This is a genomic window from Glacieibacterium sp., from assembly GCF_965200405.1.
Lineage (GTDB): Bacteria > Pseudomonadota > Alphaproteobacteria > Sphingomonadales > Sphingomonadaceae > Glacieibacterium.
The window spans coordinates 3,198,432-3,221,946 of the sequence record NZ_OZ241356.1; the positions used below are offsets into that span (position 1 = coordinate 3,198,432).

Below are 23,515 nucleotides of genomic sequence, written 5' to 3' on the forward strand. Positions count from 1 at the left end.
CGTGCATTGCGCCGCCGTAACCACGGGGAGCGCGACATGGCACGCGAGCATTCGGCCGGGTCGTTGTCCGGGGTCAACCTCGCCGGCACCATCGGCGACGCGCTGCTCATGCACGCCCGCGAGCGTGCCATCCATTTCTTCCTGTTCCTGTTCGCGCTCGATGCGACCTGCCGCCGGGTCGCGGTGCTGGGCACCGGCCTGGTCGTCGAGCCCGCCCACGCCTTCGAGGTCGCCGCGACTCACCAGATCGACAGCGGCTTCCGCTCCACTCACATCGACCATTACGACTTCGACGAGACCGACCCCAAGGTCGTCGACAAACCCTCGACGTCGTGCCGGCGCACCGACGCGGCGCATTTCTGCAACCTCGGCCTCGAAGCCCGGGTCTTCGCGCAACTCGCCGCTGCCGGCGGACGCGACGCCCATGCCCGCGACCTGCTCGACATGGCCAAGCGACTGGCGGGCAACACCAAGCAACTGCCGCAGCGCGTCAACATCGGCCCTGACCGGGTCATCGATGTCCTGCACGGCGAGCTGGCCGGGGTCTTCCTCCGCGCCGCCCGCCCGATGACGGTACCACCGCGCAACCAGGTCATGTCGCGCGCCAACCTTGCCGCCTATCTCGCTGCCGCCATCGCCGCGATGACCATCTACCGTGCCCAACAGGTCGTCCACGGCCGCCACGGCCTTGCCGCCTGCTGCGACAGCTATCTTATCGTCTATGCCAATCACGGCGAGACGATCTGGATGTCGCTCACCGGCTATATCGCGGCCGAGGCACTGGCCCGTCGCGACGCGCTCAACCTCGACGATTATCTGAACTGGTAGCGCCGGGCCGCCCCGCCTATATCGCCAGTCGATGTCCGACCTGTTCGCCGCCGAATTGCCGCCCGCCAGCAACCTCCCCGGCCAACCCCTGGCCGAGCGGTTGCGCCCTCGCGCGCTCGACGAGGTCGTCGGCCAGGAGCATCTGACCGGCACCGACGGCGCCATCGGCCGCATGGTCACGGCGGGCAAGCTCGCCTCGCTGATCCTGTGGGGGCCGCCCGGCACCGGCAAGACCACGATCGCGCGGCTGCTCGCCGATGCCGTCGGCCTGCGCTTCGTGATGATCTCCGCCGTGTTCTCGGGGGTCGCCGACCTCAAGAAGCTGTTCGCCGAGGCCCGCGCTGCCGCCCGCGCCGGCCAGCGCACGCTGTTGTTCGTCGACGAGATCCACCGCTTCAATCGCGCCCAGCAGGACGGCTTCCTGCCCTATGTCGAGGACGGCACGATCACCCTCGTCGGCGCGACCACCGAGAATCCGAGCTTCGAACTCAACGCCGCGCTGCTCAGCCGGGCGCAGGTGCTGATCGTCCGCCGCCTCGACGCCGCGGCGCTGGAGAAGCTGCTCGACCGCGCCGTCGCCGACGAGGGCCGCCCGCTGCCGCTCACCGCCGAAGCCCGCGATGCTCTCGTCGCCAGCGCCGACGGCGACGGCCGCTTCCTGCTCAACCAGGCGGAGACGCTGTTCTCGATCCAGGTCGACGCGCCGCTCGAACCCGGCCAACTTCGCGACCTGCTGCACCGGCGCGTTGCGGTCTACGACAAGGACCGCGAAGGCCATTACAACCTGATCTCGGCGCTCCACAAAAGCCTGCGCGGCTCCGACCCGGACGCCGCGCTCTACTATCTGGCGCGGATGCTGACGGCGGGCGAGGAGCCATTGTACGTCCTGCGGCGGTTGGTGCGCTTCGCCAGCGAGGACATCGGGCTGGCGGACTCCAACGCGCTGGTGGTGACCCTGGCGGCCAAGGAATCCTACGACTTCCTCGGCTCGCCCGAGGGTGAGCTGGCGATCGCCCACGCCTGCCTGTATCTCGCCACCGCGCCGAAATCGAACGCCGCCTACAAGGCGCAGAAGTCTGCGTGGCGGTCGGCGAAGGAGACCGGCTCGCTGATGCCGCCGCAGAACATCCTCAACGCGCCGACCAAGCTGATGAAGACGCTCGGGTACGGCAAGGACTATGCCTATGACCATGACCAGGCCGACGGCTTTTCGGGTGCCGATTATTGGCCCGAGGAGATGAGCCCGCAGAGCTTCTATGCGCCGACCGATCGCGGCATGGAGAAGCGTATTGCCGAACGCCTTGCCGCCTGGGCCGAGCGCCGACGGGTGAAACCGCAATAGCTGCCGACGGTTGGGGCGGGGAGAGGAAACGAACATGCTGGAAAACCTGCCCGGAGCAATCGGCCGTGCCCTCAGCGGCATCCGTCCCGGCGTCGAGAAGACGACGATCCACGATGCGCGCCTCACCGCCCTGCCCGACACGATCACCCTGACGAGCCACGCTTTTCTCGACGGCGATGCGATGCCGGCGACCTTCACGGCCGACGGTGCCGGGACGTCGCCGCCCCTCGAATGGCGCGGCGTTCCCGCCGGCACGGCCGAGGTCGTCATCATCGTCGAGGATGCCGATTCGCCGACGCCGGCGCCGCTGGTCCACGCCATCGTCCACCGCCTGCCAGGCCGCGACTTCGGCATCGCGGAGGGCATGATCTCGTCCAGCCCGACGACATTGGCGCTGGGTCGCAACTCCTATCTCAAGGCCGGCTGGCTGCCTGCCGATCCGCCCAAGGGCCACGGCGTCCACCGCTACGTCTTCCAGATCTTCGCGCTCGGCAGCGCGAGCAGGCTGGGCGATCATCCCGGCCGTGCCGCGATCCTGGAGGCCCTGGTCAAGCATGCCACGGCGAAGGGCGTGCTCATCGGCACCTACCAGCGGGTGTGAACTGACCCCGTTCACCCGCTTCGTCGGCATCGACTGGACCGGCGCCAAGGGCGAGCGCCACCGCGCCATCGCCGTCGCGGAGGCACTGGTCGGCGATGGTCCGCCGCGGCTGCTGGCGCCCGACCGCCCCTGGTCCCGGGCCGAGGTCGCGGCGTTGATCGCCGGCTACCGCGACGCCGGCGAGCGCGTGCTGGTCGGCATCGACATGTGCTTCGGCCTGCCCTTCGCGGATGCCGGCGGCTATTTCCCGGGTGGTCCGTCGCCCGCCGATGCCCGGACCCTGTGGCGCGAAGTCGATGCCGTCTGCGCGGCCGATCCGCACCACGGCATCGCGACCTATGTCGATCACCGCCGCGATCACTTCTGGCTCGGCGCCGGTGACGGACCGCGCCGCGATCGTGCCCGCCTGCGCGTCGCCGAGCGGCTCGACCAGTCGCGTGGCAACGTCCCGTCGTCGGTGTTCGTCCTGCTCGGCGCGGCACAGTGCGGCAAGGCCAGCCTGTCGGGAATGCGCGTCCTTGCCGGGCTCGACGGCGTCCCGGCATGGCCGATGGACCCGCTGCCCGCCGACGGACCGGTGCTGGTCGAGATCTATTGCCGGCTGTTCGCGCAGATGGGCGGAGCGCGCGGCAAGCTGCGCTCGCGGCAGGTACTCGACGCGGCGCTGGTCGCATTGGGCAGCGCACCGTGCGGCGACACCATCCCGGAGACGTTCGACGACCATATCGGCGACGCCCTCGTGTCGGCCGCCGGCCTGCGTGCGGTCGCCGCCGACCCATCGTACTGGTCGCCGGGCGACCTCACGCCACAGATCGCCGCCACTGAAGGCTGGACCTTCGGCCTGCGCTAGTCCGCGCCGATTGCGGGCTTCGCCCTCGTCGCTAATGTCATCCGATGAAGATCAGGAAAGCGGACGCCGGCGATAGCGAACCCATCCTGGCGGTCATCCTGCCGACCATAAGGCAGGGCTCGACCTACGCTCTCGACGCCGACATGAGCCCGGCGGCGGCGCTGGCCTATTGGCTGGCGCCGGACAAGGACGTCTTCGTGGTCGAGGACGACGGCGCGATCGTCGGCACCTATTACCTGCGCGCCAATCAGGCCGGCGGCGGACGCCACGTCTGCAACTGCGGCTATATGACGAGCGCGGCGGCAACCGGCCGGGGTGTCGCGCGCTTGATGTGCGAGCACTCGCTGGAGCAGGCGCGCGCCTCGGGTTATCGCGCGATGCAGTTCAACTTCGTCGTCAGCGTCAACGAGCGGGCGGTGCGACTGTGGCAGTCGCTGGGGTTCGAAACCGTCGGGCGCCTGCCGCTGGCGTTCCGGCACCCGGAACAGGGCTATGTCGACGCGCTGGTGATGTTCCGGACGCTTTGACAGCCGGGGCGGCGTTTCGGGACCGGGCTGGGGCCGTTCACTGATTGCGCCAAATCAATTATCTATTTTCCTACAGACTCTCCTATACGGTACATCACTCCGTTCACGTTGCCTTTGGAAAACATGTTCGTCCGCGTCTGTTGAGTCGCGCCTCCCGTTCCTCTCACCCGCCGCAGGAAAGGACACCGCGATGCGCGTTTATACCATGAAGTTAAGTGAACTTCCGCGGTTGGTCACCGGCGCGGCGTCGAGGTTCCCAAAACCGCCTACTCCAGCTAAACAGCGCCCGATGCTCTCACTTACAAATTTTCCGCCGGTGCTGCTGGTCATGATCGGCGGCGGCTTCGGTGCTGCGATGCGCTATCTCGTCGGGCGCTGGACGTTCGAGACCCTCGGGCCGGGACTGCCGTTCGGCACCTGGGGCGTCAACATCCTCGGCGGCCTGTTGATGGGCATGCTGGTCGGCTGGCTGGCCCTGCGCGGCGACGGCGGCGAGCCGCTGCGGCTGCTGCTTGGCGTCGGCGTGCTGGGCGGCTTCACCACCTTCTCGGCCTTCTCGCTGGAGGTCGTGCAGATGATCCTGCGCGGCGATGTCGGGCTGGCCGGCGCCTATGCCGTGTCGTCGGTCGCGGGCAGCGTCGTCGCGCTCTACTGCGGCACCCTGCTGGTGCGCTCGGCATGAGCCGCAACTTCACCATCGTCGAGGACGATGACGGCATCCGCGTCGACCGCTGGTTCAAGCGCCACGAGCCGGAGACGAGCTTCAACATCGTGTCGCGCTGGGCCCGCACCGGTGTCCTGCGCCTCGACGGCGCCAAGACCGATCCCGGCGACCGGCTCAAGACCGGCCAGGTGCTGACCATGCCACCGCCCGAGGAAGTCCCGTCGGGCGCTCCAGGCGTCGCGCCGCGCCGCCTGCTGTCGCCCGGCGAGGTCGAATACGCGCAGACGCTGGTCATCCACCGCGACAAGCACGCGCTGGTCATCAACAAGCCACCGGGCCTCGCGACGCAGGGCGGCACCGGCACGACGACCCATGTCGACGGCCTGCTCGACGCGTTGATGTTCGACTCCAACGTCCGGCCCAAGCTGGTCCACCGGCTCGACAAGGACACGTCGGGCGTCCTGCTGCTGGCCCGCACGGCGCACGGCGCGGCGTTCTTCAGCAAGGCCTTTGCCCAGCGCACCGCCCGCAAGGTCTATTGGGCGCTGACCGTCGGCACCCCCGAGCCGCACTCTGGCGAGATCGACGCACCGCTGGCGAAGCAGCCCGGCAGCGGCGGCGAGAAGATGCACGTCGACCCCGAGGGCGGCCAGTCGGCGCGGACCATCTACCGCGTCATCGACCATGCCGCTGCGCGTGCCGCCTGGGTCGAGTACCAGCCACAGACCGGCCGGACCCATCAGATCCGCGTCCACTCCGCCGCCATCGGCCACCCGATCGTTGGCGACGGCAAGTACGGCCTGAAGGACTCCTATCTGACCGGCGGGATCAGCCGCAAGCTGCACCTCCACGCCCGACGCCTGATCATCGAACATCCCGACGGCGGCAGCCTCGACATCACCGCGACGCTGCCCGAACACATCTCGCAGAGCTTCGAGATGCTGGGCTTCACCGAGGCCGATGGCGACAAGCTGCCGCTCGAGCAGGTGCGCTTCAAGGACACGCCCGAGGGCAAGGCCAAGATGGAGGCGCAGGACGCCAAGCAGCGCCGGCTGGCACGTCGGGGAGAGCGCCGCAGCCGGGGCGCGCGCTGATGCACCCGTCCCCGGCGTTCGCCTGGGATGACCGCGCCGCCGCCCTCGCCTTCGTCGCCGAAGTGTCGTTCGCGCACGTCTTCCTGCAGACGCCCTTGGGGCCACGGGTGGCGCATGTCCCGGTGCTGGTGGCGGGCGAGACGCTGCGCTTCCACCTCGCCAACAGCAACGCCCTGACCTCGGCGTTGAACGGCGCGACCGCATTGGCGAGCGTTGGCGGCCCGGGCCACTACGTCAGCCCGAACTGGTACGCAGACGAGCGTGGCCAAGTGCCGACTTGGAACTACCTCGCCGTCGAGTGCGAGGGACCGGTGCGACGCATGAGCGACGGCAAGCTCGTTGACCTGCTCGACGCGACGACCACGGTCCACGAAGCCCGGGTCGGCGAGGACTGGACGCGGGCGAAGATGGACCCGCGCCGCTTCGCTGCGATGTGCGGCGCGATCACCGGCTTCGAGTTGAGTGCCACCGTGATCCGCGCGACCCGCAAGCTGAGCCAGAACAAGGGCGAGGTCGATGTCCGGGGCGTCGTTGCCGGGCTGCAGGCGAGTGGACAGGCCGACGCGGCGGCGGTGCTGGTGGCTGACCGGGGATGGTGAAGCTCGCCGTCTTCGACTGTGACGGGACGTTGGTCGACAGCCAGGCGAACATCGTCCGCTGCATGGCCGACAGCTTCGTCCGCAATGGCCTTGCGCCGCCCGACGACCATGCCACCCGCCGCATCGTCGGGCTGAGTCTGGTCGAGGCGATGCAGGTGTTGCTGCCGGACGCCGAGGAGGCGCTGCACGACGCGCTGGCCGCCGACTACAAGGACGCCTTCTACAAGCTGCGCGCCGAAGGACGGCTCGATCCGGAACCACTGTACGCCGGGGTGCGAGACGGCCTCGACGCGCTGCGGGCGAGCGGCTGGCTGCTCGGCGTCGCCACCGGCAAGTCGGACCGCGGGCTTGGCTTCCTGCTCGCTCACCACGGCCTGGCCGACCATTTTGTCACCCTGCAGACCGCCGATCGCCACCCGTCCAAGCCACACCCGGCCATGCTGCTGGCGGCCATCACACAGGCGGGCAGCACACCGGCAGAGACAGTCATCATCGGCGACACGACCTTCGACATGATCATGGGCCGGCGCGCCGGGGTCCGCGCCATCGGGGTCGACTGGGGCTATCACGAAGCCCATGAACTGCTCGCCGTCGGGGCCGAGGCGGTGGTCGAGACGATGCCCGAGCTGATCGCCAGGCTGGAGACCGCATGACCGACAAACAGGCTTTCGGCGTCTATTTTGCGGTCCGGCTCGTCGGCCTGCTGCTCGGCTTTGCCGGGCTGTACCTGCTCAACCGACACCAGATGCTCGCGGGCGGCGCCCTGCTCGTGCTCACCGTCGCCAGCCTGTTGCTCCGCCCGCGCCACCTCGGGCTGACCTCCAAGCGATGAAGCGCTTCTACAAGGCGGTCACCACCATAGAGCATCCGGAGGGCCACGGCCTTGCCCTCGACGGTCGCCCGGTCAAGACCCCTGCCCGTTTGCCGTTGCTCGTCCCGACCGCCCAGCTGGCGCAGGCGATCGCCGACGAATGGCGGGCGCAGGAGCAGGAGATCCGGCCCGAGACAATGCCGCTGACCGGCCTCGCCAACGCTGCGATCGATCGCATCGCCCCTGACACAGCCACCTTCGCCGCCGGCCTCGCCGCCTTCGCCGAGAGCGAGCTACTCGCCTATCGCGCCGAGTTCCCCGACGACCTCGTGGCGCGGCAGGCGGCGGTGTGGGACCCGCTGCTGGCCTGGGCCCGGCAACGCTACGACGTCGCCTTTACCGTCACCACAGGAATCCTCCACAAGCCCCAGCCTGCCGCGACGCTCGCCCGCATGCTCGCCGCCTTTGCCGCCTATGACCCGTTCCGGCTGGCTGCCCTCAACCACGCCGTGACGATCAGCGGCTCCGCGGTCATCGCCCTCGCCTTGGCAGAAGCGCATATCGACGCCGACCAGGCCTGGCATGCCGGGCAGCTCGACGAGCTGTGGCAGACCGAGAAGTGGGGCCGCGACCCGCTGGTCGAGGCCGGCTGGGCCGACAAGCGCAAGTCCCTCGACGCCGCCGAGCGTCTGCTCCGCCTCCTGTAGTCGACAGCCCCCTCCCCCGACGCTAAGCCTGCCGCAACACCGCGGAGACCCCATGCTCAAGACCCTCGACGAACTCGAACGGCGCCGCGAGGCAGCGCGCATGGGTGGCGGCCAGGCCCGCATCGACGCCCAGCACAAGAAGGGCCGGCTGACCGCGCGCGAGCGCCTCGACGTGCTGCTCGACCCCGGCAGCTTCGAGGAGCTCGACATGTACGTCGAGCACAACGCCGTCGAGTTCGGCATGGCTGCCCAGAAGATCCCCGGCGACGGCGTCGTCACCGGCTCCGGCACGATCAGCGGCCGGCTGGTCTATGTCTTCAGCCAGGACTTCACCGTCTTCGGCGGCTCCCTGTCCGAGCGCCATGCCCAGAAGATCTGCAAGATCATGGACATGGCGATGAAGGTCGGCGCCCCGGTGATCGGCCTGAACGACAGCGGCGGGGCGCGCATCCAGGAGGGCGTCGCCTCGCTCGGCGGCTATGCCGAGGTCTTCCAGCGCAACGTCCTCGCCTCCGGTGTCATCCCCCAGCTCTCTCTCATCATGGGGCCTTGCGCCGGCGGGGCGGTCTATTCCCCCGCCATGACCGACTTCATCTTCATGGTGAAGGACTCAAGCTACATGTTCGTCACCGGCCCCGACGTGGTCAAGACCGTCACCAACGAGGTCGTCACCCAGGAGGATCTGGGCGGCGCGATCACCCATTCCACCCGCTCCGGCGTCGCCGACCTGGCGTGCGAGGACGACATCGACGCCCTGCTGCGGACCCGCACCTTCTTCGACTTCCTGCCGCTCAACAACCGCACCGGCGTGCCCTTCCGCCCCTCGACCGACGACCCCGAGCGGCTCGAGCCCAGCCTCGACACGCTGATCCCGTCCTCCGCCAACAAGCCGTACGACATGCACGAGCTGATCCGGAAGGTCGCCGACGAGGGCCAGTTCTTCGAGCTCCAGCCCGGTCACGCCGGCAACATCATCATCGGCCTGGCCCGCATCGAGGGCTCGACCGTCGGCATCGTCGCCAACCAGCCGATGGTGCTGGCCGGTGTCCTCGACATCAACTCGTCCAAGAAGGCAGCGCGCTTCGTGCGCTTCTGCGACGCCTTCTCCATCCCGATCGTCACCTTCGTCGACGTCCCCGGCTTCCTGCCCGGCGTCGCGCAGGAGCTTGGCGGCATCATCAAGCACGGCGCCAAGCTGCTGTTCGCCTATGCCGAGGCGACCGTCCCCAAGATCACCGTCATCACCCGCAAGGCGTACGGCGGCGCGTACGACGTCATGGCCTCCAAGCACCTGCGCGGCGACCTCAACTACGCCTGGCCGACCGCCGAGATCGCCGTCATGGGCGCCAAGGGTGCCGTCGAGATCATCTTCCGCGGCAAGTCGCCCGAAGAGATCGCCGAGCGCACCGCCGAGTACGAGGCGCGCTTCGCCAACCCCTTCGTCGCCGCCAGCATGGGCTTCATCGACGAGGTCATCATGCCCCATTCGACCCGCCGGCGGATCGCCATCGGCCTGCGCAAGCTTCGTACCAAGAAGCTCGAGAACCCGTGGAAGAAGCACGACAATATCCCGCTGTAGGGGCCGCGGAAGGTTACGAAGGTTACACGAGTGAGAGGTTGTCGTCGGGCTGGGCTGCGGCCGGCGGCGGCGCCTCCTCCGACCATTCAGGCAGCGGCGGCGGCGGGCTGATCGCGTCGAGCGCCTCGTTGAGGTCGGCGCGCATCTCGTCGGGGTCCTCGTATTGCAGGCCCGGCGTGAAGGCGAGATCGGTGTAGGTCAGCGGATCGCGGTGCTTGAGCAGGAACATCAGCAGGCGGTCGTTGAAGACGATACGCTCGCCGCAGACCTCGCCCCGGTGAAACACCGGCGTCGAGACGCCGTTGATGGCACGGCTCATGGCGCTGTCGCCGAGCTGCTTGATCACCACCTTCAACGCCAACCCCCAGGCCAGCGCGAAGCCCGCCCCCTGCGGCGTCTTGCGGAAGCGATAGGCGGATTGCGTGGTCAGCCCGACCGCCTCCGCCGCCTCGACGACGCTCGACGTCCGCGCCAGCCGCTCGATGAACATTCGCTGTCGCACCGGCGTCCAGCCATCGGCGCGAGTGCGGAGCGGACGTTCAGGAGTGAAGGTTATACTCATCCCCATGATGAACCATATGGGTTCCTACATGTCAACTGGATCGTGAGACGCCTCCTGCATGGAGAAATGCGCCTCCAATGAAATCTGCGCGATCTGTCGGAATTCCTTACATTTCGGTTACGATCCGCAAGCGCGCGTTGCGCTAAGCCGCTGGCAGGACAACTTTTCGTCAAAACAACGAAGATGGCATGATTGTTGCGTATCCGTAAACATCGCCTGTATTTGCAGGCTGGGGGTACCGCTTTGTTCATCTCGACGACCTTGAAGACCGTGTTCGTGGCCGGCGTCCTTGCCGCGGCCGCCCTCAGCTCCAACAGCGCCTCGGCGACCGTCGTGCTCAGCACCGGCTATGACCTGCCCAACGGCGACGGCAGGGCGTCGAATGGCACGTACAACTATTGGGATGCCGCCTATACCGGCAGCGGCAGCACGACGACCGATGGCGCTGCCCTTTCCGGCGGACATGGCAAGCTGACCGACGGCGTCGTCGCGACCACGCCATGGGACCAGGTCTCCAACACCTCCGGTACCGGACTGTACGTCGGCTGGCTGCAGCAGGCGACGTCCAACCCCGTGCTGACCTTCCACTTCGCCAGCGGCACGAAGATCGATACGATCACGATCAATCTCGACAACAGCAATATCGGCGGCGTCCTGGCACCTGCCTCGATCCTGGTCGACGGCATCGCGCAGAGCTTTACCGCACCGACGCTCGGCACCGTCGGCGCCGTGACGCTGGGCGGGCTGAGCCTGACCGGGACGAGCCACACCATCCAGTTCGAGCAGGTTCCCAGCAACTGGGCCTTCGTCAGTGAGATCGGCTTCTCCACCGCTGTTCCGGAGCCGGCGACCTGGGCGCTGATGATCGCCGGATTCGGCATGACCGGCTTTGCCGCCCGTCGCCGCCGGAGCAATATCGTCGCCGCCTGACACTCGGCAAAACCGGCATGATGGGGCGGCAGGGCAACCTGCCGCCCTTCCTGTTGTGGAGGCTAGCGCTTGACGTCGCGGGCTGCGCCCGGTTGAAGGGTCGGCACAGGGAGCCTCGATGTTCACCAAGATATTGATCGCCAATCGCGGCGAGATCGCCTGCCGGGTCATCAGGACCTGCCGCAAGATGGGCATTGCCACGGTCGCGGTCTATTCCGACGCCGACGCAGGCGCGTTGCACGTCGAGATGGCCGACGAGGCCGTACGCCTGGGGCCGCCGCCCGCCGCCGAGAGCTACCTTCTTGCCGACGCGATCATAGCGGCGTGCAAGGCGACCGGGGCGCAGGCGGTCCATCCCGGCTATGGTTTCTTAAGCGAGCGCGCCGCCTTTGCCGAGCGGCTGGCGGCTGAGGGCATCGCCTTCATCGGGCCGCCCGCTTCCGCCATCGCAGCGATGGGCGACAAGATCGAGTCCAAGAAGCTGGCGCGCGCCGCCGGCGTCTCGGTGGTGCCGGGCTTCGTCGGCGAGATCGACGACACCGACCATGCCGTGCGTATCGCGTCCGAGATCGGCTATCCGGTGATGATGAAGGCCAGCGCCGGCGGCGGCGGCAAGGGCATGCGGTTGGCGTGGAGCGAGACCGATGTCCGCGACGGCTTCGAGGCGACCAAGCGCGAAGGGCTGGCGAGCTTCGGCGACGACCGGGTGTTCATCGAGAAGTTAATCGAGCAGCCGCGTCACATCGAGATCCAGCTGCTCGGCGATACGCAGGGCAATATCGTCTATCTCAACGAGCGCGACTGCTCGATCCAGCGCCGCCACCAGAAAGTCGTCGAGGAGGCGCCCTCGCCGTTCGTCACGCCCGAGATGCGCAAGGCGATGGGCGAGCAGGCGGTCGCACTGGCGCGCGGCGTCGGCTACACCAGCGCCGGCACGGTCGAGTTCATCGCCGGCGCCGACCGCTCCTTCTACTTTCTTGAAATGAACACCCGCCTGCAGGTCGAGCATCCGGTCACCGAGGCGATCACCGGACGCGACCTGGTCGAGGACATGATCCGCGTCGCGTATGGCGAACCCCTTGGCTTCACCCAGGCCGACGTCAGGCTGGACGGCCATGCGATCGAAACGCGCGTCTATGCCGAGGACCCGTACCGCGGCTTCCTGCCCTCGATCGGCCGGCTGGCGCGTCTGTCACCGCCATCGGGCCACGGCGTCCGCGTCGATACCGGCGTTGTCGAGGGCAGCGAAATCAGCATGTTCTACGATCCGATGATCGCCAAGCTGATCACCCATGCGCCGACCCGCGCGGAGGCCATCGCGCTGCAGGCCAAGGCGCTCGACGCCTATCTGGTCCGCGGTATCAGCCATAACATCGACTTCCTGGCCGCCCTGATGCGCCACCCGCGCTTCATCGCCGGCGAGCAGGTGACCACCGCCTTCATCGCCGAGGAATATCCCGACGGTTTTCACGGCCGGCCACTGGACGACGACACCCGCACCGCCCTGGTCGCGGCCGCCGCCGCCATGCACGCCACCGCCGCCGAGCGCGCCCAGCTCATCGACGGGCAGCTGAACGGCCAGGGCGCGCAGTTCGGCGAGGACTGGGTGGTCCAGCTCGACGGCAACGACCATGTCGTCAACATCGTCGATGCGGGCGGCTTCCAGCTCGACATCGACGGCGCGGAACACGACCTGACCAGCGACTGGCGCTTCGGCGAGGGCCTGTTCAACGGCAAGCTCGACGAGCGCGACATCACCATCGCGGTGGACCCGACCGCCACCGGTTACCGCCTGACCGCGGCGGGCTTCAGCCATGTCGTTCGCGTGCTGACCCCGCGTGCTGCCGCCCTGGCCCGGCACATGATCGCCAAGGTCGCGCCCGACCTGTCGCGTTTCCTGCTGTGCCCGATGCCCGGGCTGATCGTGAAGCTCGACGTCAAGGCCGGCGACCGCGTCGAGCCCGGCCAGCAGCTCGCCACCGTCGAGGCGATGAAGATGGAGAACATCCTGCGCGCCGAAAAGGCCGCGACGGTCAAGGAAGTCCGCGCCAAGGCCGGGGATTCGCTCGCCGTCGACGCGGTGATCCTCGAGTTCGAGGTCTAGTCGCCGAGCTTGGGCGCAGCATATCGACCTGCCCGCGATCCTGTACGCGCGGCCGGTCCTGTCGATGAACCGCAGGCATCGTACCGGCAATGTTTCATTCATCCAGGAACCGCATATTGCCGCCAGCCACCGCATCGGCGGAGGCAGGCTTACAGGAGGTCCCCATGAAGTTCGTCATTCTCGCCGCCGCAGCGATCATCGCCGGCCCCGCGCTTGCCCAGACATCGACCACGACCAGCTCGACGACCACCCATCACAGCGAGAGCACCACGCCGAGCGTCGTCGTGGTCCACAAGGCGCCCGTCCATCACCGCGCCAAGCACAAGGTCAAGCACGTCGCCAAGACAACGACGACCAGCGCCAAGACCACGGCACCGGGCACGACGACGACCACGAGCAGCGCCTCGACAGCGACCAACTAGCCACTGGCCCGGCTGCCGTTCGGAACATCGGACGGCAGCCGCGGTTCTTCCAAGGGTGCAACAATCCCTGATCAAGGCGGTCGCGGCAGTCGAAGCCGCGGATATCACCGTCGCCCACGTCCTCGCCCCCGTCGACGAAAATCCGCTGGTCCACGCGCTGGGCCGCCTCGGCGACCTGGGCGACCAGCCGCCGATGATTGCCGCGGGGCTGGCGGTGGTGACGCTCGGTATCCTGCGCTGGGACCGCAAGCATTGCCTGGCCGGTACCCGGATGCTGGCGGCGCTGGGGCTGGCGACCGCGCTGAAAACGGTGGTCAAGAAACAGGTCAACCGCTCCCGCCCGGCCCTGATGTTCGAGGAAGGCCGCTATATCAGCGAAGTCGGCGACACCCAGGACAAGCGCCTGAAGTCCTTCCCCTCGGGCCACACCGCCGGCGTCGTCGCCATCGCCGCCACCGCCGCGCGCGCCTTCCCGCATCATGCCGTACCGGTGTGGAGCACCGCCGCCAGCGTCGCCCTGGTTCAGATTTCGCGCCGCTCGCACTTCGTCTCCGATGTCGTCGCCGGTGCCGCAGTCGGGTTGGTCGCCGCGGAAATCATCGACCGGCTGTTTCACCGCAGCACTGGAACGAAACGCGTCCATCGCCCATATTAGGCGCATGGCCGAAATCCAGATCCGCACGTCGCTCGCCGAGATCGAGACCGAGGGAGTCTTCCAGCCCCACCGTCCGGCCCGCCCGCCCAAGTCGGAGGGCGGCAAGACCTTCACGCTGGCGACCGACTATATCCCCGCCGGCGACCAGCCCAACGCCATCGCCGAACTGGTCGCACAGGCCAATGCCGGCGAGCGCGACCAGGTGCTGCTCGGCGTCACCGGATCGGGCAAGACCTTCACCGCCGCGAAAGTGATCGAGGCGGTCCAGCGCCCTGCCCTGATCCTTGCGCCCAACAAGATCCTCGCAGCGCAATTATACGGCGAGTTCAAGAGCTTCTTCCCCGACAACGCCGTCGAGTATTTCGTCAGCTACTACGACTATTACCAGCCCGAGGCCTATGTCCCGCGCTCCGACACCTACATCGAAAAGGAGTCCTCGGTAAACGAGGCGATCGACCGGATGCGCCACTCGGCCACCCGCGCATTGCTGGAGCGCGACGACGTCATCATCGTCGCCTCGGTGTCGTGCCTCTACGGCATCGGCTCGGTCGAGACCTATTCCGCGATGACCTTCAGCCTGAAAAAGGGCGCCGGGGCCGACAGGCAGGAGATCATCCGCAAGCTCGTCGCGCTGCAGTACAAGCGCAACGAGGCGGCCTTCGCGCGCGGCAATTTCCGCGTCCGCGGCGACTCGCTGGAGCTGTTCCCGTCGCATTACGAGGACAGCGCTTGGCGCATCGGCTTCTTCGGCGACGAGATCGAGAGCATCGTCGAGTTCGACCCGCTGACCGGCAAGAAGATCACCGACCTCGACTCGATCAAGGTCTACGCCAACTCGCACTACGTCACCCCCGGCCCGACGCTGATGCAGGCCAGCGGCGCCATCCGCCACGAGCTGACCGAGCGGTTGAAGGAGCTCAACACCGAGGGCAAACTGCTGGAGGCGCAGCGGCTGGAGCAGCGCACCAACTTCGACCTCGAGATGATCGCCGCCACCGGCAGCTGCGCCGGCATCGAGAATTACAGCCGCTTCCTGACCGGTCGCCTGCCCGGCGAGCCGCCCCCCACCCTGTTCGAATACCTCCCCGACAACGCCCTGCTGTTCGTCGACGAGAGCCACGTCACCATCGGCCAGATCAACGGCATGTCGCGCGGCGACCACCGGCGCAAGATCACGCTGGCCGAATATGGTTTCCGCCTGCCGTCGTGCATCGACAACCGCCCGCTGCGCTTCGAGGAGTGGGAGGCGATGCGCCCGCAGACGGTGTTCGTCTCCGCCACCCCCGGCAAGTGGGAGATGGAGGCGACCGGCGGCGTCTTCGTCGAGCAGGTCATTCGCCCGACCGGGCTGGTCGACCCGCCCGTCGAGATCAAGCCTGTCGAGGACCAGGTCGAGGATTGCATCGCCGAGGCGCGCAAGGTCGCCGCCAACGGTTACCGCACGCTGGTCACCACGCTGACCAAGCGCATGGCCGAGGACCTGACCGAGTTCATGCACGAGGCGGGCCTGCGCGTGCGCTACATGCACAGCGACGTCGAAACACTTGAACGCATTGAACTCATCCGCGACCTGCGGCTCGGTGTCTATGACGTGCTGGTCGGCATCAACCTGCTGCGCGAGGGCCTCGACATCCCCGAATGTGGACTGGTCTGCATCCTCGACGCCGACAAGGAAGGCTTCCTGCGCTCCGAGACCTCGCTGATCCAGACCATCGGCCGCGCCGCGCGCAACGTCGAGGGCCGGGTCATCCTGTACGCCGACCACGTCACCGGCAGCATGGAACGCGCCATGGCCGAGACCGGCCGCCGCCGCACCCGGCAGGAGGCGTACAACCTCGAGCACGGCATCACCCCGACCTCGATCAAGCGCAACATCTCCGACGTGCTGGCGGACGTGTCGAACCGCGACTCCGTGCTGATCGACACCGGCGACGATGCGACGCCCAACCTCGTCGGCCACAATCTCAAGGCGTACATCAACGACCTCGAGAAGCAGATGCAAAAGGCCGCCTCCGACCTCGACTTCGAAGTCGCCGCGGCCATCCGCGACCAGATCCGCCGCCTGGAGTCCGACGAACTCGGCATCCCGGAGGGCGAGCGCAAGGCGCCGGTGCAGGGCCGCAGCATGGGCGGCGCGCCGGGCACCCGCACGACGCGCTTCGCCAAGATGAAGGCCAAGGGCGGCAAGCGCTTCGGGGCGGGCAAGCGCTAGTCGACTGAGTCTGAAGCCTGTCGCGGAGACTGCAAGCAAATCGCGCCGGCGTGCCGCCTGTTACTTCGCCGGTGCGGCCGCTGCTTCTGGAGCCACGGCCCTGAAGCGGATCGCGGTGCCGGTCGCGGTGGTACTCCCCCAGCTCAGCGCATTGATATGCGAGTTGCCGTATTTCGCATTGATCACCGCATCGGCGCCAAGCTTCTGGCCGCGCTCCCAAAGCTCACGGTAGATCTTCGCTTCCGACGCGGCGGGGCTGAACACCGTTGCCTTGCGGACGCCGGCTTTGACTTCGCCGATGACATCATAGGGGCGCTCGGGAAGGTCGCCGGGGAAGACCGGTATTCCAGTCGCCGGATTGACGAACGCCGGAACCGTCTGAGCGGTCGCCACCGAGATCGTCGCGGCACCGAACACCATGCCCACCGCAACAACTATGTGCTTCAACTCAACTCGCATCTTCCCCCCGGCTCAGCGTCGCTTCCTGCAAGCTATCCTCGAACCCAGCGATGATAGCGTCAATGCCGAGCAGCTAGCGCGGACCGTCGCCGATGCTGAGCGAGGCAAGTTGCACCGACGCGCCCTGCGCCTGATCGTCGCTTGCCAGTGCCTCGCCGTGCAGGACGGGGGCGGTCGCGATGATGACTGCAGTCGCGGCGGCAGCTGCCTTGGCCTCGGCGGCCGAGGTGTAGAGGATGTTCTCCAGCACCGCCTTGATCGGCAACGGGGTCTCGTTGAGGATCTTGGTCGGGAAGCGGCTGCCGGGGCGGACGTAGTTGGACTGGTAGTAGAACACCGCGCCGACCTGCTCGGTGTAGATTGCGACCTGCATCGGGTCGGATGTCTGGGCGGGGAGGACGCGGGCGGCGTGGGCGACCTGCGCTTCGTAACCAGCGAAACCCGACGAGTGACAGACGGTGCCGGCGCTGGCGGCGGAGGCAGTCGCGGCAAGGCAGGCGCCGATGATCGTCGGATGGAGACGCGACCGAACACGGTAAAGCATTACACGAACTCACATTACTGAACGCGGCGGCTACGACGACTGTGAAATCGTGCGACCGACACGCGGAGTGTGCGCCCTCGATGCTAATACCGGGTAAAGGCCGGCTAGATGCCGTCCCAGCCGGCCAGCTTGGCGCGCAGCCGGTCGAGGGCCGCTTTCTTGATCTGGCAGATACGCGCGGCACCGACGTTCATGGTCTGGCCGATCTCCTCGAGGTTGAGCTCCTCGACATAATAGAGCTGCAGGACCAGCGCCTCGCGCTCGGGCAGGACGCCGATGGCGGCGGCAACAGCGCGCTTGAGGTCGTTGCGCGCAAGGTTGTCGAAGGCGTCGGGCGCGTCGTCGGCGAACCATTCGCTGTGGTCGGAATAGACTTCGTCGAGCGAATCGTAGCGCAGGGCGTGGGTGGTGTCGGCGGCGGTGCGATAGGCTTCGACGGTCATCTCCAGCGCCTCAGCCATCTCGGCGTCGGTCGGCGGGCGGCCAAGCTGGCCCGACAGGCGGCTGGAAACGATGCCGAATTCGCGGCGGCGGCGGATCGCGCTGCGGACCAGCGTCGCCGATTTGCGGAGGTTGTCGATCATCGCGCCGCGGACGCGGACACTGGCGTAGGTGGCGAAGGCGGCGTGGCCGCGATCCTCGAAGGCGCGGGCGGATTCGATCAGCGCGACCATGCCGATCTGGACGAGATCCTCGACCGGGATCGCCGTCGAGACGCGGGCGTGGACGTGCCAGGCGATGCGGCGGACCAGCCCGAGGTGCGAGCCGATCAGCCGTTCGGGATCGGTCTTCGCCAGCGCGGCGGGCGCATAGAGCGCAAGGTTCGAGCCGAGGCGGGCGTCCATGTGGTCAGGCTCCTTGGGGTTCGGCGCCGCCGACCGTGGCGACAACTTCGATGGCGCGGTCGTCGGGGATTTCGAAGATGCTGAGGACGTTGGCGCCGGGCAGGCGGTAGCGCAGCAACTGGAACAGGGCGCGGCGGACGGCGGGCGTGGTGACGATGGTGACCGGGTCGCCGTCGCGTTGCAGCGGGGCAGCGGCCTCGCCCAAGGCACCGGCGACGCGCTGGGCGAGCGCGGGATCGAACGGATAGAGCGTCGCCGGGTTGGCGCGGATCGAGGCGGCGAGCAGGTCCTCCAGTTCGGGCGCGAGGGTGATCGCCAGCAGCGGCGCGCGCGTCAGGGCGAGGGTCTGGACGATGGCCGCGCCGAGCAGCGGGCGGACGAGTTCGGTCAAGTCTACGGAATCGGTGCTCCGCGCCGCGACGGTGGCGAGCGCGCCGATTGTGCGGCGCAGGTCGCGGATCGGCACGCCCTCCTCCAGCAGTCGCTGCAGCACGACGGTGACGGTGGCGAGCGGCAACAGCTTGGGCACCAGTCCGGCGACGAGCTGCGGCGCCGTCTGGGCCAGCGTGTCGAGCAGCTTCTGCACCTCGTCCTGCCCGAGCAGCGAGGCGGCGCGGGCGGTCAGCAAGGTGTTGAGATGGGTGCCGATCACCGTCGCGGCGTCGACAACGGTATAGCCCGCCGCGGTGGCAAAGTCCGCCTCGCCGGGGTCGATCCATCGAGCGTCGAGACCGAAGGCGGGATCCTTGACCGTACGGCCGGGGATCTCCGGATCGACGGGCCCGGCCTCAAGCGCCAGCATGTCGTCGGGCCAGGCGCTGTCCTCGCCGACGACGACGCCGTCGATCAGGATGCGGTAGGTCTGCGGGCTGAGCCCGATCTCGTCGCGGACACGCACCACCGGCACGACGAAGCCGAGCGACTTGGACAAGGCGCGGCGGATGGCGGTGATGCGGACCATCAGCGGGCTGCCCCGCGCCTCGTCGACCAGGGCGATCAGGCCGTAGCCGAGTTCGAGCGCGACGACCGCGGTGTCGGCGACTTCGTCCCAGTCGATGGTGGCCGGGTTGTCGGGAGCGACGGGTGCGTGGACGACGGCCTTGGGGCGGGACAGCTTGAACGCGGCGAAGGCTGCGCCTCCCGCGAAGCTGAGAAGGACGAAATGCGGCATGCCCGGCAGCAATCCGAGTAGGCCGAGGATGCCTGCCACCGGAACCCAGGCGGCAGGCCCGGCGAACTGGCGGCTGATCTGGCCGGCAAGGTCGTGCTCCGAGGCGACGCGGGTGACGATCATCGCGGCGGCGATCGACAGCAGCAACGCCGGGACCTGTGCGACCAGCCCGTCGCCGATCGCGAGCAGGAGGTAGGTCCGCGCCGCCTCGCTGAGCGACAGGCCGTGCTGGACGGTGCCGAGGACCAGCCCGCCGATGATGTTGATGAACAGGATCATCACCCCGGCGACGGCATCGCCCTTCACGAACTTGGAGGCGCCGTCCATCGAGCCGTGGAAGTCGGCCTCGGTCGAGACCTCGGCACGGCGGTCGCGCGCCTGGTCCGCGGTCAGCAGCCCGGCGTTGAGATCGGCGTCGATGGCCATCTGCTTGCCCGGCATGGCGTCGAGGGTGAAGCGCGCCGCGACCTCGGACACGCGCCCGGCGCCCTTGGTGATGACGACGAGATTGATGATCATCAGGATCGCGAAGACGAAGATGCCGACGACATAATCGCCGCCGATCAGGAAGCTGCCGAATGCCTCGATGACGTGGCCCGCCGCCGCCGTGCCCTTGTGGCCGCCGACGAGCACGACGCGGGTCGAGGCGACGTTGAGGCTGAGGCGGAGCAGCGTCGCGAACAGCAGGACGGTCGGGAACGCCGAGAAATCCAGCGGCTTGCGCGTGTTGATCGCGACCATCAGGACGATTAGCGAGATGGCGAGGTTCAGCGTGAAGAACACGTCGAGCAGCAGCGGCGGGATCGGCACGACCATCAGCAGCACCAGCGTCAGGATCGCCAAAGGCAACAGCGTCGCGCGCGGCTCGATCACCGACAGGCCGTGGCGCAGGATCCCGGCAGCGGTCATGCGCCGAGCTCCGCGAGCAGGAGATAGGCGAGGCGCGCGGCTTGTGGCGCGGCGGCAATCTGGACCGTCTGGGGCCATGCGGGCGGCACGATCTTGCCGGCCCGCGGCAAGGTGTTGCCGGTGCCGAGCCGGGCGGTGAAGCGGTCATACACCTCGGCCAGCGAGCGCGAGCGACCGTCCTGCGCGGCGAAGATTGCTCGGTTCGCGGCGGCAGCAGCAGGGGCGATCGCGGCGGCGGCGCTACCCGGGTCCGCGTCCTTCGCAGCGAGGAAACGCACCGCACCGGCGGGGCCGAGGAAGTGGGCAAGGTACAGGTCGGTGGCGGCCGGTTCGCGCCCAAGATGTCCTTGCAGATAGGCGGCATTGTCCTGTGCGAATGCGGCCGCCATCGCTGCGGAATCGGCGGGATTGCGCCGTAGATCGAGGATTGTCGCGCGCAGGTTGGTGGACACCGGGCCGCTCAGTGCCGCCGCTGCCCAGCCAAGGCCGTGCTCGGCGCCGTGCTTGCGGACGGTGTCGAGCCAGGTCGCATCGGTGAACTGGTACAGCCCGCGGGCGCTGCTGGTGACGGCGGCAGCGTCTGAGTTCAGCCCACTTTCGACGCGAGCCTGGGCGAGGAGGTAGTCGAAGTCGACGCCGGTACGCGCGGCGGCCTGCCGGACCGCACCGACTGTCGCACTCTCGCCACCGACCGCCGCGATAGACATGTTTGCCCCGCCCCTTCGCTGGAAGCAGTGCAAAGCCCGTGCCAATCCCGCCGGAACGACTTGCTTGCCGTCGTGTTCACAACTTCATGAGCACCCGACCCCAGTCCGTCGTCCGTCCGCTTCGCCGCCCGGTCGACACTGGCCTGAGCACGCTGTTCGCGGTGCTCGCCACCCTGATCGGCATCTTCGTGCTGGCCTATGTCGTGCTGTACGTCACCAAGGGCCGCTTCCTGAAAGGGCCGTTCGAACGCTACGCGAGCAAGACCGCGGAGCGTCCGGTCAAGGTCGCCGGCGACTTCCAATTCTATCTCAACCCGCACATCAAATTCTATGCGGAGGGCCTGACCGTCGGAAACCCGAACTGGGCCAAGGATCCGCAGCTGTTCAGCGCCCGCACCATCGACACCGAGGTCAACGTGCTGCCGCTGCTCCACGGTGAGCGCCAGGTGCGCTACCTCAACCTCGACGGTGGCAATGTCGGCGCCGAGGTCGATGCGCAGGGCCGCAACACCTGGACCTTCAACAGCACCGAGCCGTTCGAGATGCCGGAGATCCAGCGCGCCGCGATCACCGGCTCGACGCTGCATTTCCTCGACGCCAAGAACAAGGCCGACGTCAACGTCCGCTTCGGCGACGTCGCGGCGAGCAACCCGCAGGACAAGGGCAAGGTCCGGGTCGCCGGGCCGCTGACCTTCACCGGTGATGGTACCGCGCTCGACGCGCCGTTCACCCTGAAGGGCGCGATCACCACGCCCAACCAGGCTGCGGCCGGTGGCCGGTTAGGGTTGACCGCCGAGGCTCATGTCGCCCGGTCGACGATCAACGTCGCCGGTTCGCTGGCCGGCGTCTCACGTCTCGACGGCGCCGACCTGAAGTTCAGCGCGGTCGGGCCGAACCTGCAGGACCCGTTGCGCCTGATCCACAAGCAGGCGCCGGCGACCGCCTTCGACATTCGCGGCTCGGTCAGCCCGGTCGACAAGTCGAAGCCGAATGGCCAGTCCAAGCTCGACCTGCACGCCACCGCGGCGCGGACGCACGTAGACGCATCGGGGACCATCCCACGCAGCAACAGCATCGAGGGCGCACCGATCCGCCTCGCCGTGACCGGCCAGAATTTGCAGGATGCGTTCAAGCTGTTTGGCCTCGTCTCCGCCGCGACCCGCCCGTACAGATTGTCGTCGCAGCTGATCAAGAACGGCAAGGTCTACCGCTTCGACGACATGGCCGGGCGCATCGGAGGCAGCGACATCGCCGGGCGGATGAGCGCCGACGTCAGCGGCGCCAAGCCGTTCCTCGATGCCGATCTCAAAACCAAGGTGCTCGACATCCTCGATGTCGGACCGTTGTTCGGCTACTCGCCCGAGAAGCTCGACAAGCAGGGCGGCAAGGCCGTCATCACCACGGTCGCCGGCACACCGCGCGTCCTCCCCGACGCACCGCTGGCCGTCGAGCAACTCAAGGCCTTCAACGCCAACGTCAAGTACAGCGCGACCACGGTCCGTACCGGCAGCGTGCCGATCTCAGGGTTGACGCTTGGCCTCGCGCTCAAGGACAGCCGGCTGATCCTGAAGCCGGTGGCATTCAACGTCATCGGCGGCCGGATGACCGCCGACATCGACCTGAACGCCTCGGTCCGGCCGGTGGTTACCGACTACGACATTCGCATGAGCCGCGTGCCGCTGGGCAAGCTGCTGACATCGTTCGACGTCGAGAAGAGCGGCACCACGGCCAGCGTGTTCGGACGGCTCCAGCTTAAGGGCTATGGCGACACGGTGCGAACCTCGCTGGCGACCTCGACCGGTCGCATCGCGCTGGTCTTCCCCGCGGGAACGCTGTGGCTGCGCAATATCGAGCTGGGTAAGCTCGACCTGCAGAACTACATCACGACCGGCCTGATCCAGAAGCTCAAGAAGCCAACAGAGATCCGCTGCGGCGTCATCGCCTTCACGGTCAAGGACGGCATCTCGACCGCCGACCCGATCCTGTTCGACACCAAGCGCGCCAACTTCCGCGGTCGCGGTGAGTTCAGCTTCAAGGACGAGTCGGTCGACCTGAACTTCCGCGGCGACTCCAAGGAGTTCAGCCTGTTCTCCGGCCAGTCACCGGTCGGGCTTGGCGGCTTCTTCGCTGCACCGACGATACATCCGATCTCGCGCCAGCTCATCACGCGGACCGCGGCCGGCGTCGGGCTAGGCGTCGCCACCGGTGGTCTGGGTGCGATCCTCGCCTTCGTCGATCTCGGCGACGCGAAGAACGTCAATTGCGCCGCCGTCGAAGCTGCCAAGCCGGCCAAGGTGGTCGACGCCGCACCGAGCGATCCGAAGGTGAAAAAGAAGAAGTAGTCGGCGTCCGCTAATTGGCGGTTCAGGGTTCTCGACGCAGGATATTGGCCT

The 23,515-nt window shown here is 67.8% G+C and carries 24 protein-coding genes; 18 read left to right on the top strand and 6 right to left on the bottom strand.

Annotated elements, in window-relative coordinates:
• Nucleotides 1-36 precede the first annotated feature (36 nt).
• From ACOFKW_RS15000 to ACOFKW_RS15055, 12 genes are all read left to right on the top strand, one after another.
• The gene (locus ACOFKW_RS15000; RefSeq protein WP_419814933.1) at nt 37-828 is read left to right on the top strand and encodes a hypothetical protein; all 792 of its coding nucleotides are present in this window, start codon (nt 37-39) and stop codon (nt 826-828) included.
• A gap of 31 nt (nt 829-859) precedes the next feature.
• Nucleotides 860-2,170, top strand: coding sequence for a replication-associated recombination protein A (locus tag ACOFKW_RS15005; protein WP_419814934.1), 1,311 nt, complete (start codon nt 860-862; stop codon nt 2,168-2,170).
• A 34-nt stretch (nt 2,171-2,204) separates the two neighbouring features.
• Nucleotides 2,205-2,771, top strand: coding sequence for a YbhB/YbcL family Raf kinase inhibitor-like protein (locus ACOFKW_RS15010; protein WP_419814935.1), 567 nt, complete (start codon nt 2,205-2,207; stop codon nt 2,769-2,771).
• Entirely contained in the window at nt 2,725-3,621 is an 897-nt protein-coding gene (locus ACOFKW_RS15015; RefSeq protein WP_419814936.1) for a hypothetical protein, read from the top strand. Before ACOFKW_RS15010 ends, ACOFKW_RS15015 begins: the two co-directional genes overlap by 47 nt.
• A 44-nt stretch (nt 3,622-3,665) precedes the next feature.
• On the top strand, nt 3,666-4,148 hold the full coding sequence (locus ACOFKW_RS15020; RefSeq protein ID WP_419814937.1) for an N-acetyltransferase family protein: 483 nt from the start codon (nt 3,666-3,668) through the stop codon (nt 4,146-4,148).
• Between the two features lie 289 nt (nt 4,149-4,437).
• Complete coding sequence (crcB, locus tag ACOFKW_RS15025) at nt 4,438-4,830, top strand: fluoride efflux transporter CrcB (RefSeq protein ID WP_419814938.1); 393 nt, start codon at nt 4,438-4,440, stop codon at nt 4,828-4,830.
• Nucleotides 4,827-5,906 (top strand): RluA family pseudouridine synthase, encoded by a 1,080-nt coding sequence (locus tag ACOFKW_RS15030; RefSeq protein ID WP_419814939.1) that lies wholly within the window; start codon nt 4,827-4,829, stop codon nt 5,904-5,906. The genes crcB and ACOFKW_RS15030 overlap by 4 nt, the downstream gene beginning before the upstream one ends.
• Nucleotides 5,906-6,505, top strand: a complete 600-nt coding sequence (locus tag ACOFKW_RS15035; RefSeq protein ID WP_419814940.1) for an FMN-binding negative transcriptional regulator — start codon at nt 5,906-5,908, stop codon at nt 6,503-6,505. The genes ACOFKW_RS15030 and ACOFKW_RS15035 overlap by 1 nt, the downstream gene beginning before the upstream one ends.
• On the top strand, nt 6,499-7,158 hold the full coding sequence (locus ACOFKW_RS15040) for an HAD-IA family hydrolase (protein WP_419814941.1): 660 nt from the start codon (nt 6,499-6,501) through the stop codon (nt 7,156-7,158). Before ACOFKW_RS15035 ends, ACOFKW_RS15040 begins: the two co-directional genes overlap by 7 nt.
• Nucleotides 7,155-7,337, top strand: coding sequence for a hypothetical protein (locus ACOFKW_RS15045; RefSeq protein WP_419814942.1), 183 nt, complete (start codon nt 7,155-7,157; stop codon nt 7,335-7,337). The genes ACOFKW_RS15040 and ACOFKW_RS15045 overlap by 4 nt, the downstream gene beginning before the upstream one ends.
• Nucleotides 7,334-8,023: an ATP12 family chaperone protein gene (locus ACOFKW_RS15050; RefSeq protein ID WP_419814943.1), complete on the top strand. Its 690-nt coding sequence runs from the start codon at nt 7,334-7,336 to the stop codon at nt 8,021-8,023. Before ACOFKW_RS15045 ends, ACOFKW_RS15050 begins: the two co-directional genes overlap by 4 nt.
• A 52-nt stretch (nt 8,024-8,075) precedes the next feature.
• A complete protein-coding gene (locus ACOFKW_RS15055) occupies nt 8,076-9,602 on the top strand; it encodes an acyl-CoA carboxylase subunit beta (RefSeq protein WP_419814944.1) in 1,527 nt (508 codons plus the stop codon).
• Nucleotides 9,603-9,624: 22 nt separating this feature from the next.
• On the opposite strand, the gene ACOFKW_RS15060 is transcribed toward ACOFKW_RS15055, so the two are convergent.
• Nucleotides 9,625-10,170 carry a hypothetical protein gene (locus tag ACOFKW_RS15060; RefSeq protein ID WP_419814945.1) on the bottom strand — a complete coding sequence of 182 codons (546 nt, stop codon included), beginning with the start codon at nt 10,168-10,170 and terminating at the stop codon, nt 9,625-9,627.
• A gap of 264 nt (nt 10,171-10,434) precedes the next feature.
• Here ACOFKW_RS15060 and ACOFKW_RS15065 point away from each other — a divergent pair, with 264 nt between their 5' ends.
• The 5 genes from ACOFKW_RS15065 (at nt 10,435) to uvrB (ending at nt 16,487) form a co-directional block, all read left to right on the top strand.
• Nucleotides 10,435-11,094: a PEPxxWA-CTERM sorting domain-containing protein gene (locus ACOFKW_RS15065; protein WP_419816969.1), complete on the top strand. Its 660-nt coding sequence runs from the start codon at nt 10,435-10,437 to the stop codon at nt 11,092-11,094.
• A 118-nt stretch (nt 11,095-11,212) separates the two neighbouring features.
• The gene (locus ACOFKW_RS15070; protein WP_419814946.1) at nt 11,213-13,198 is read left to right on the top strand and encodes an acetyl-CoA carboxylase biotin carboxylase subunit; all 1,986 of its coding nucleotides are present in this window, start codon (nt 11,213-11,215) and stop codon (nt 13,196-13,198) included.
• Nucleotides 13,199-13,362: 164 nt separating this feature from the next.
• On the top strand, nt 13,363-13,620 hold the full coding sequence (locus tag ACOFKW_RS15075; RefSeq protein WP_419814947.1) for a hypothetical protein: 258 nt from the start codon (nt 13,363-13,365) through the stop codon (nt 13,618-13,620).
• A 55-nt stretch (nt 13,621-13,675) separates the two neighbouring features.
• On the top strand, nt 13,676-14,275 hold the full coding sequence (locus ACOFKW_RS15080; protein WP_419814948.1) for a phosphatase PAP2 family protein: 600 nt from the start codon (nt 13,676-13,678) through the stop codon (nt 14,273-14,275).
• A 4-nt stretch (nt 14,276-14,279) separates the two neighbouring features.
• Nucleotides 14,280-16,487 (top strand): excinuclease ABC subunit UvrB, encoded by a 2,208-nt coding sequence (gene uvrB, locus ACOFKW_RS15085; RefSeq protein WP_419814949.1) that lies wholly within the window; start codon nt 14,280-14,282, stop codon nt 16,485-16,487.
• A gap of 60 nt (nt 16,488-16,547) precedes the next feature.
• Here uvrB and ACOFKW_RS15090 read toward each other — a convergent pair whose 3' ends face one another.
• The 5 genes from ACOFKW_RS15090 to ACOFKW_RS15110 all read right to left on the bottom strand — a co-directional run bounded on the left by ACOFKW_RS15090 (nt 16,548) and on the right by ACOFKW_RS15110 (nt 21,122).
• On the bottom strand, nt 16,548-16,934 hold the full coding sequence (locus ACOFKW_RS15090) for a heavy metal-binding domain-containing protein (protein WP_419814950.1): 387 nt from the start codon (nt 16,932-16,934) through the stop codon (nt 16,548-16,550).
• Nucleotides 16,935-17,019: 85 nt separating this feature from the next.
• A complete protein-coding gene (locus ACOFKW_RS15095) occupies nt 17,020-17,490 on the bottom strand; it encodes a hypothetical protein (RefSeq protein WP_419814951.1) in 471 nt (156 codons plus the stop codon).
• 104 nt (nt 17,491-17,594) lie between these two features.
• Complete coding sequence (gene fliA, locus ACOFKW_RS15100; protein ID WP_419814952.1) at nt 17,595-18,335, bottom strand: RNA polymerase sigma factor FliA; 741 nt, start codon at nt 18,333-18,335, stop codon at nt 17,595-17,597.
• Between the two features lie 4 nt (nt 18,336-18,339).
• Complete coding sequence (gene flhA, locus ACOFKW_RS15105) at nt 18,340-20,415, bottom strand: flagellar biosynthesis protein FlhA (protein ID WP_419814953.1); 2,076 nt, start codon at nt 20,413-20,415, stop codon at nt 18,340-18,342.
• Nucleotides 20,412-21,122 (bottom strand): transglycosylase SLT domain-containing protein, encoded by a 711-nt coding sequence (locus ACOFKW_RS15110; RefSeq protein WP_419814954.1) that lies wholly within the window; start codon nt 21,120-21,122, stop codon nt 20,412-20,414. The genes flhA and ACOFKW_RS15110 overlap by 4 nt, the downstream gene beginning before the upstream one ends.
• Nucleotides 21,123-21,208: 86 nt before the next feature.
• Here ACOFKW_RS15110 and ACOFKW_RS15115 point away from each other — a divergent pair, with 86 nt between their 5' ends.
• Nucleotides 21,209-23,464 carry an AsmA family protein gene (locus ACOFKW_RS15115; protein WP_419814955.1) on the top strand — a complete coding sequence of 752 codons (2,256 nt, stop codon included), beginning with the start codon at nt 21,209-21,211 and terminating at the stop codon, nt 23,462-23,464.
• Nucleotides 23,465-23,515 lie beyond the last annotated feature (51 nt).

What these genes read in the sequence shown, in the direction of transcription:
- ACOFKW_RS15000 (WP_419814933.1), top strand. Translation starts at nt 37, where the DNA reads ATGGCACGCGAGCATTCGGCCGGGTCGTTGTCCGGGGTCAACCTCGCC.
- ACOFKW_RS15005 (WP_419814934.1), top strand. Translation starts at nt 860, where the DNA reads ATGTCCGACCTGTTCGCCGCCGAATTGCCGCCCGCCAGCAACCTCCCC.
- ACOFKW_RS15010 (WP_419814935.1), top strand. Translation starts at nt 2,205, where the DNA reads ATGCTGGAAAACCTGCCCGGAGCAATCGGCCGTGCCCTCAGCGGCATC.
- ACOFKW_RS15015 (WP_419814936.1), top strand. Translation starts at nt 2,725, where the DNA reads ATGCCACGGCGAAGGGCGTGCTCATCGGCACCTACCAGCGGGTGTGAA.
- ACOFKW_RS15020 (WP_419814937.1), top strand. Translation starts at nt 3,666, where the DNA reads ATGAAGATCAGGAAAGCGGACGCCGGCGATAGCGAACCCATCCTGGCG.
- crcB (WP_419814938.1), top strand. Translation starts at nt 4,438, where the DNA reads ATGCTCTCACTTACAAATTTTCCGCCGGTGCTGCTGGTCATGATCGGC.
- ACOFKW_RS15030 (WP_419814939.1), top strand. Translation starts at nt 4,827, where the DNA reads ATGAGCCGCAACTTCACCATCGTCGAGGACGATGACGGCATCCGCGTC.
- ACOFKW_RS15035 (WP_419814940.1), top strand. Translation starts at nt 5,906, where the DNA reads ATGCACCCGTCCCCGGCGTTCGCCTGGGATGACCGCGCCGCCGCCCTC.
- ACOFKW_RS15040 (WP_419814941.1), top strand. Translation starts at nt 6,499, where the DNA reads ATGGTGAAGCTCGCCGTCTTCGACTGTGACGGGACGTTGGTCGACAGC.
- ACOFKW_RS15045 (WP_419814942.1), top strand. Translation starts at nt 7,155, where the DNA reads ATGACCGACAAACAGGCTTTCGGCGTCTATTTTGCGGTCCGGCTCGTC.
- ACOFKW_RS15050 (WP_419814943.1), top strand. Translation starts at nt 7,334, where the DNA reads ATGAAGCGCTTCTACAAGGCGGTCACCACCATAGAGCATCCGGAGGGC.
- ACOFKW_RS15055 (WP_419814944.1), top strand. Translation starts at nt 8,076, where the DNA reads ATGCTCAAGACCCTCGACGAACTCGAACGGCGCCGCGAGGCAGCGCGC.
- ACOFKW_RS15060 (WP_419814945.1), bottom strand. Translation starts at nt 10,170, where the DNA reads ATGGGGATGAGTATAACCTTCACTCCTGAACGTCCGCTCCGCACTCGC.
- ACOFKW_RS15070 (WP_419814946.1), top strand. Translation starts at nt 11,213, where the DNA reads ATGTTCACCAAGATATTGATCGCCAATCGCGGCGAGATCGCCTGCCGG.
- ACOFKW_RS15075 (WP_419814947.1), top strand. Translation starts at nt 13,363, where the DNA reads ATGAAGTTCGTCATTCTCGCCGCCGCAGCGATCATCGCCGGCCCCGCG.
- uvrB (WP_419814949.1), top strand. Translation starts at nt 14,280, where the DNA reads ATGGCCGAAATCCAGATCCGCACGTCGCTCGCCGAGATCGAGACCGAG.
- ACOFKW_RS15095 (WP_419814951.1), bottom strand. Translation starts at nt 17,490, where the DNA reads ATGCTTTACCGTGTTCGGTCGCGTCTCCATCCGACGATCATCGGCGCC.
- fliA (WP_419814952.1), bottom strand. Translation starts at nt 18,335, where the DNA reads ATGGACGCCCGCCTCGGCTCGAACCTTGCGCTCTATGCGCCCGCCGCG.
- flhA (WP_419814953.1), bottom strand. Translation starts at nt 20,415, where the DNA reads ATGACCGCTGCCGGGATCCTGCGCCACGGCCTGTCGGTGATCGAGCCG.
- ACOFKW_RS15110 (WP_419814954.1), bottom strand. Translation starts at nt 21,122, where the DNA reads ATGTCTATCGCGGCGGTCGGTGGCGAGAGTGCGACAGTCGGTGCGGTC.
- ACOFKW_RS15115 (WP_419814955.1), top strand. Translation starts at nt 21,209, where the DNA reads ATGAGCACCCGACCCCAGTCCGTCGTCCGTCCGCTTCGCCGCCCGGTC.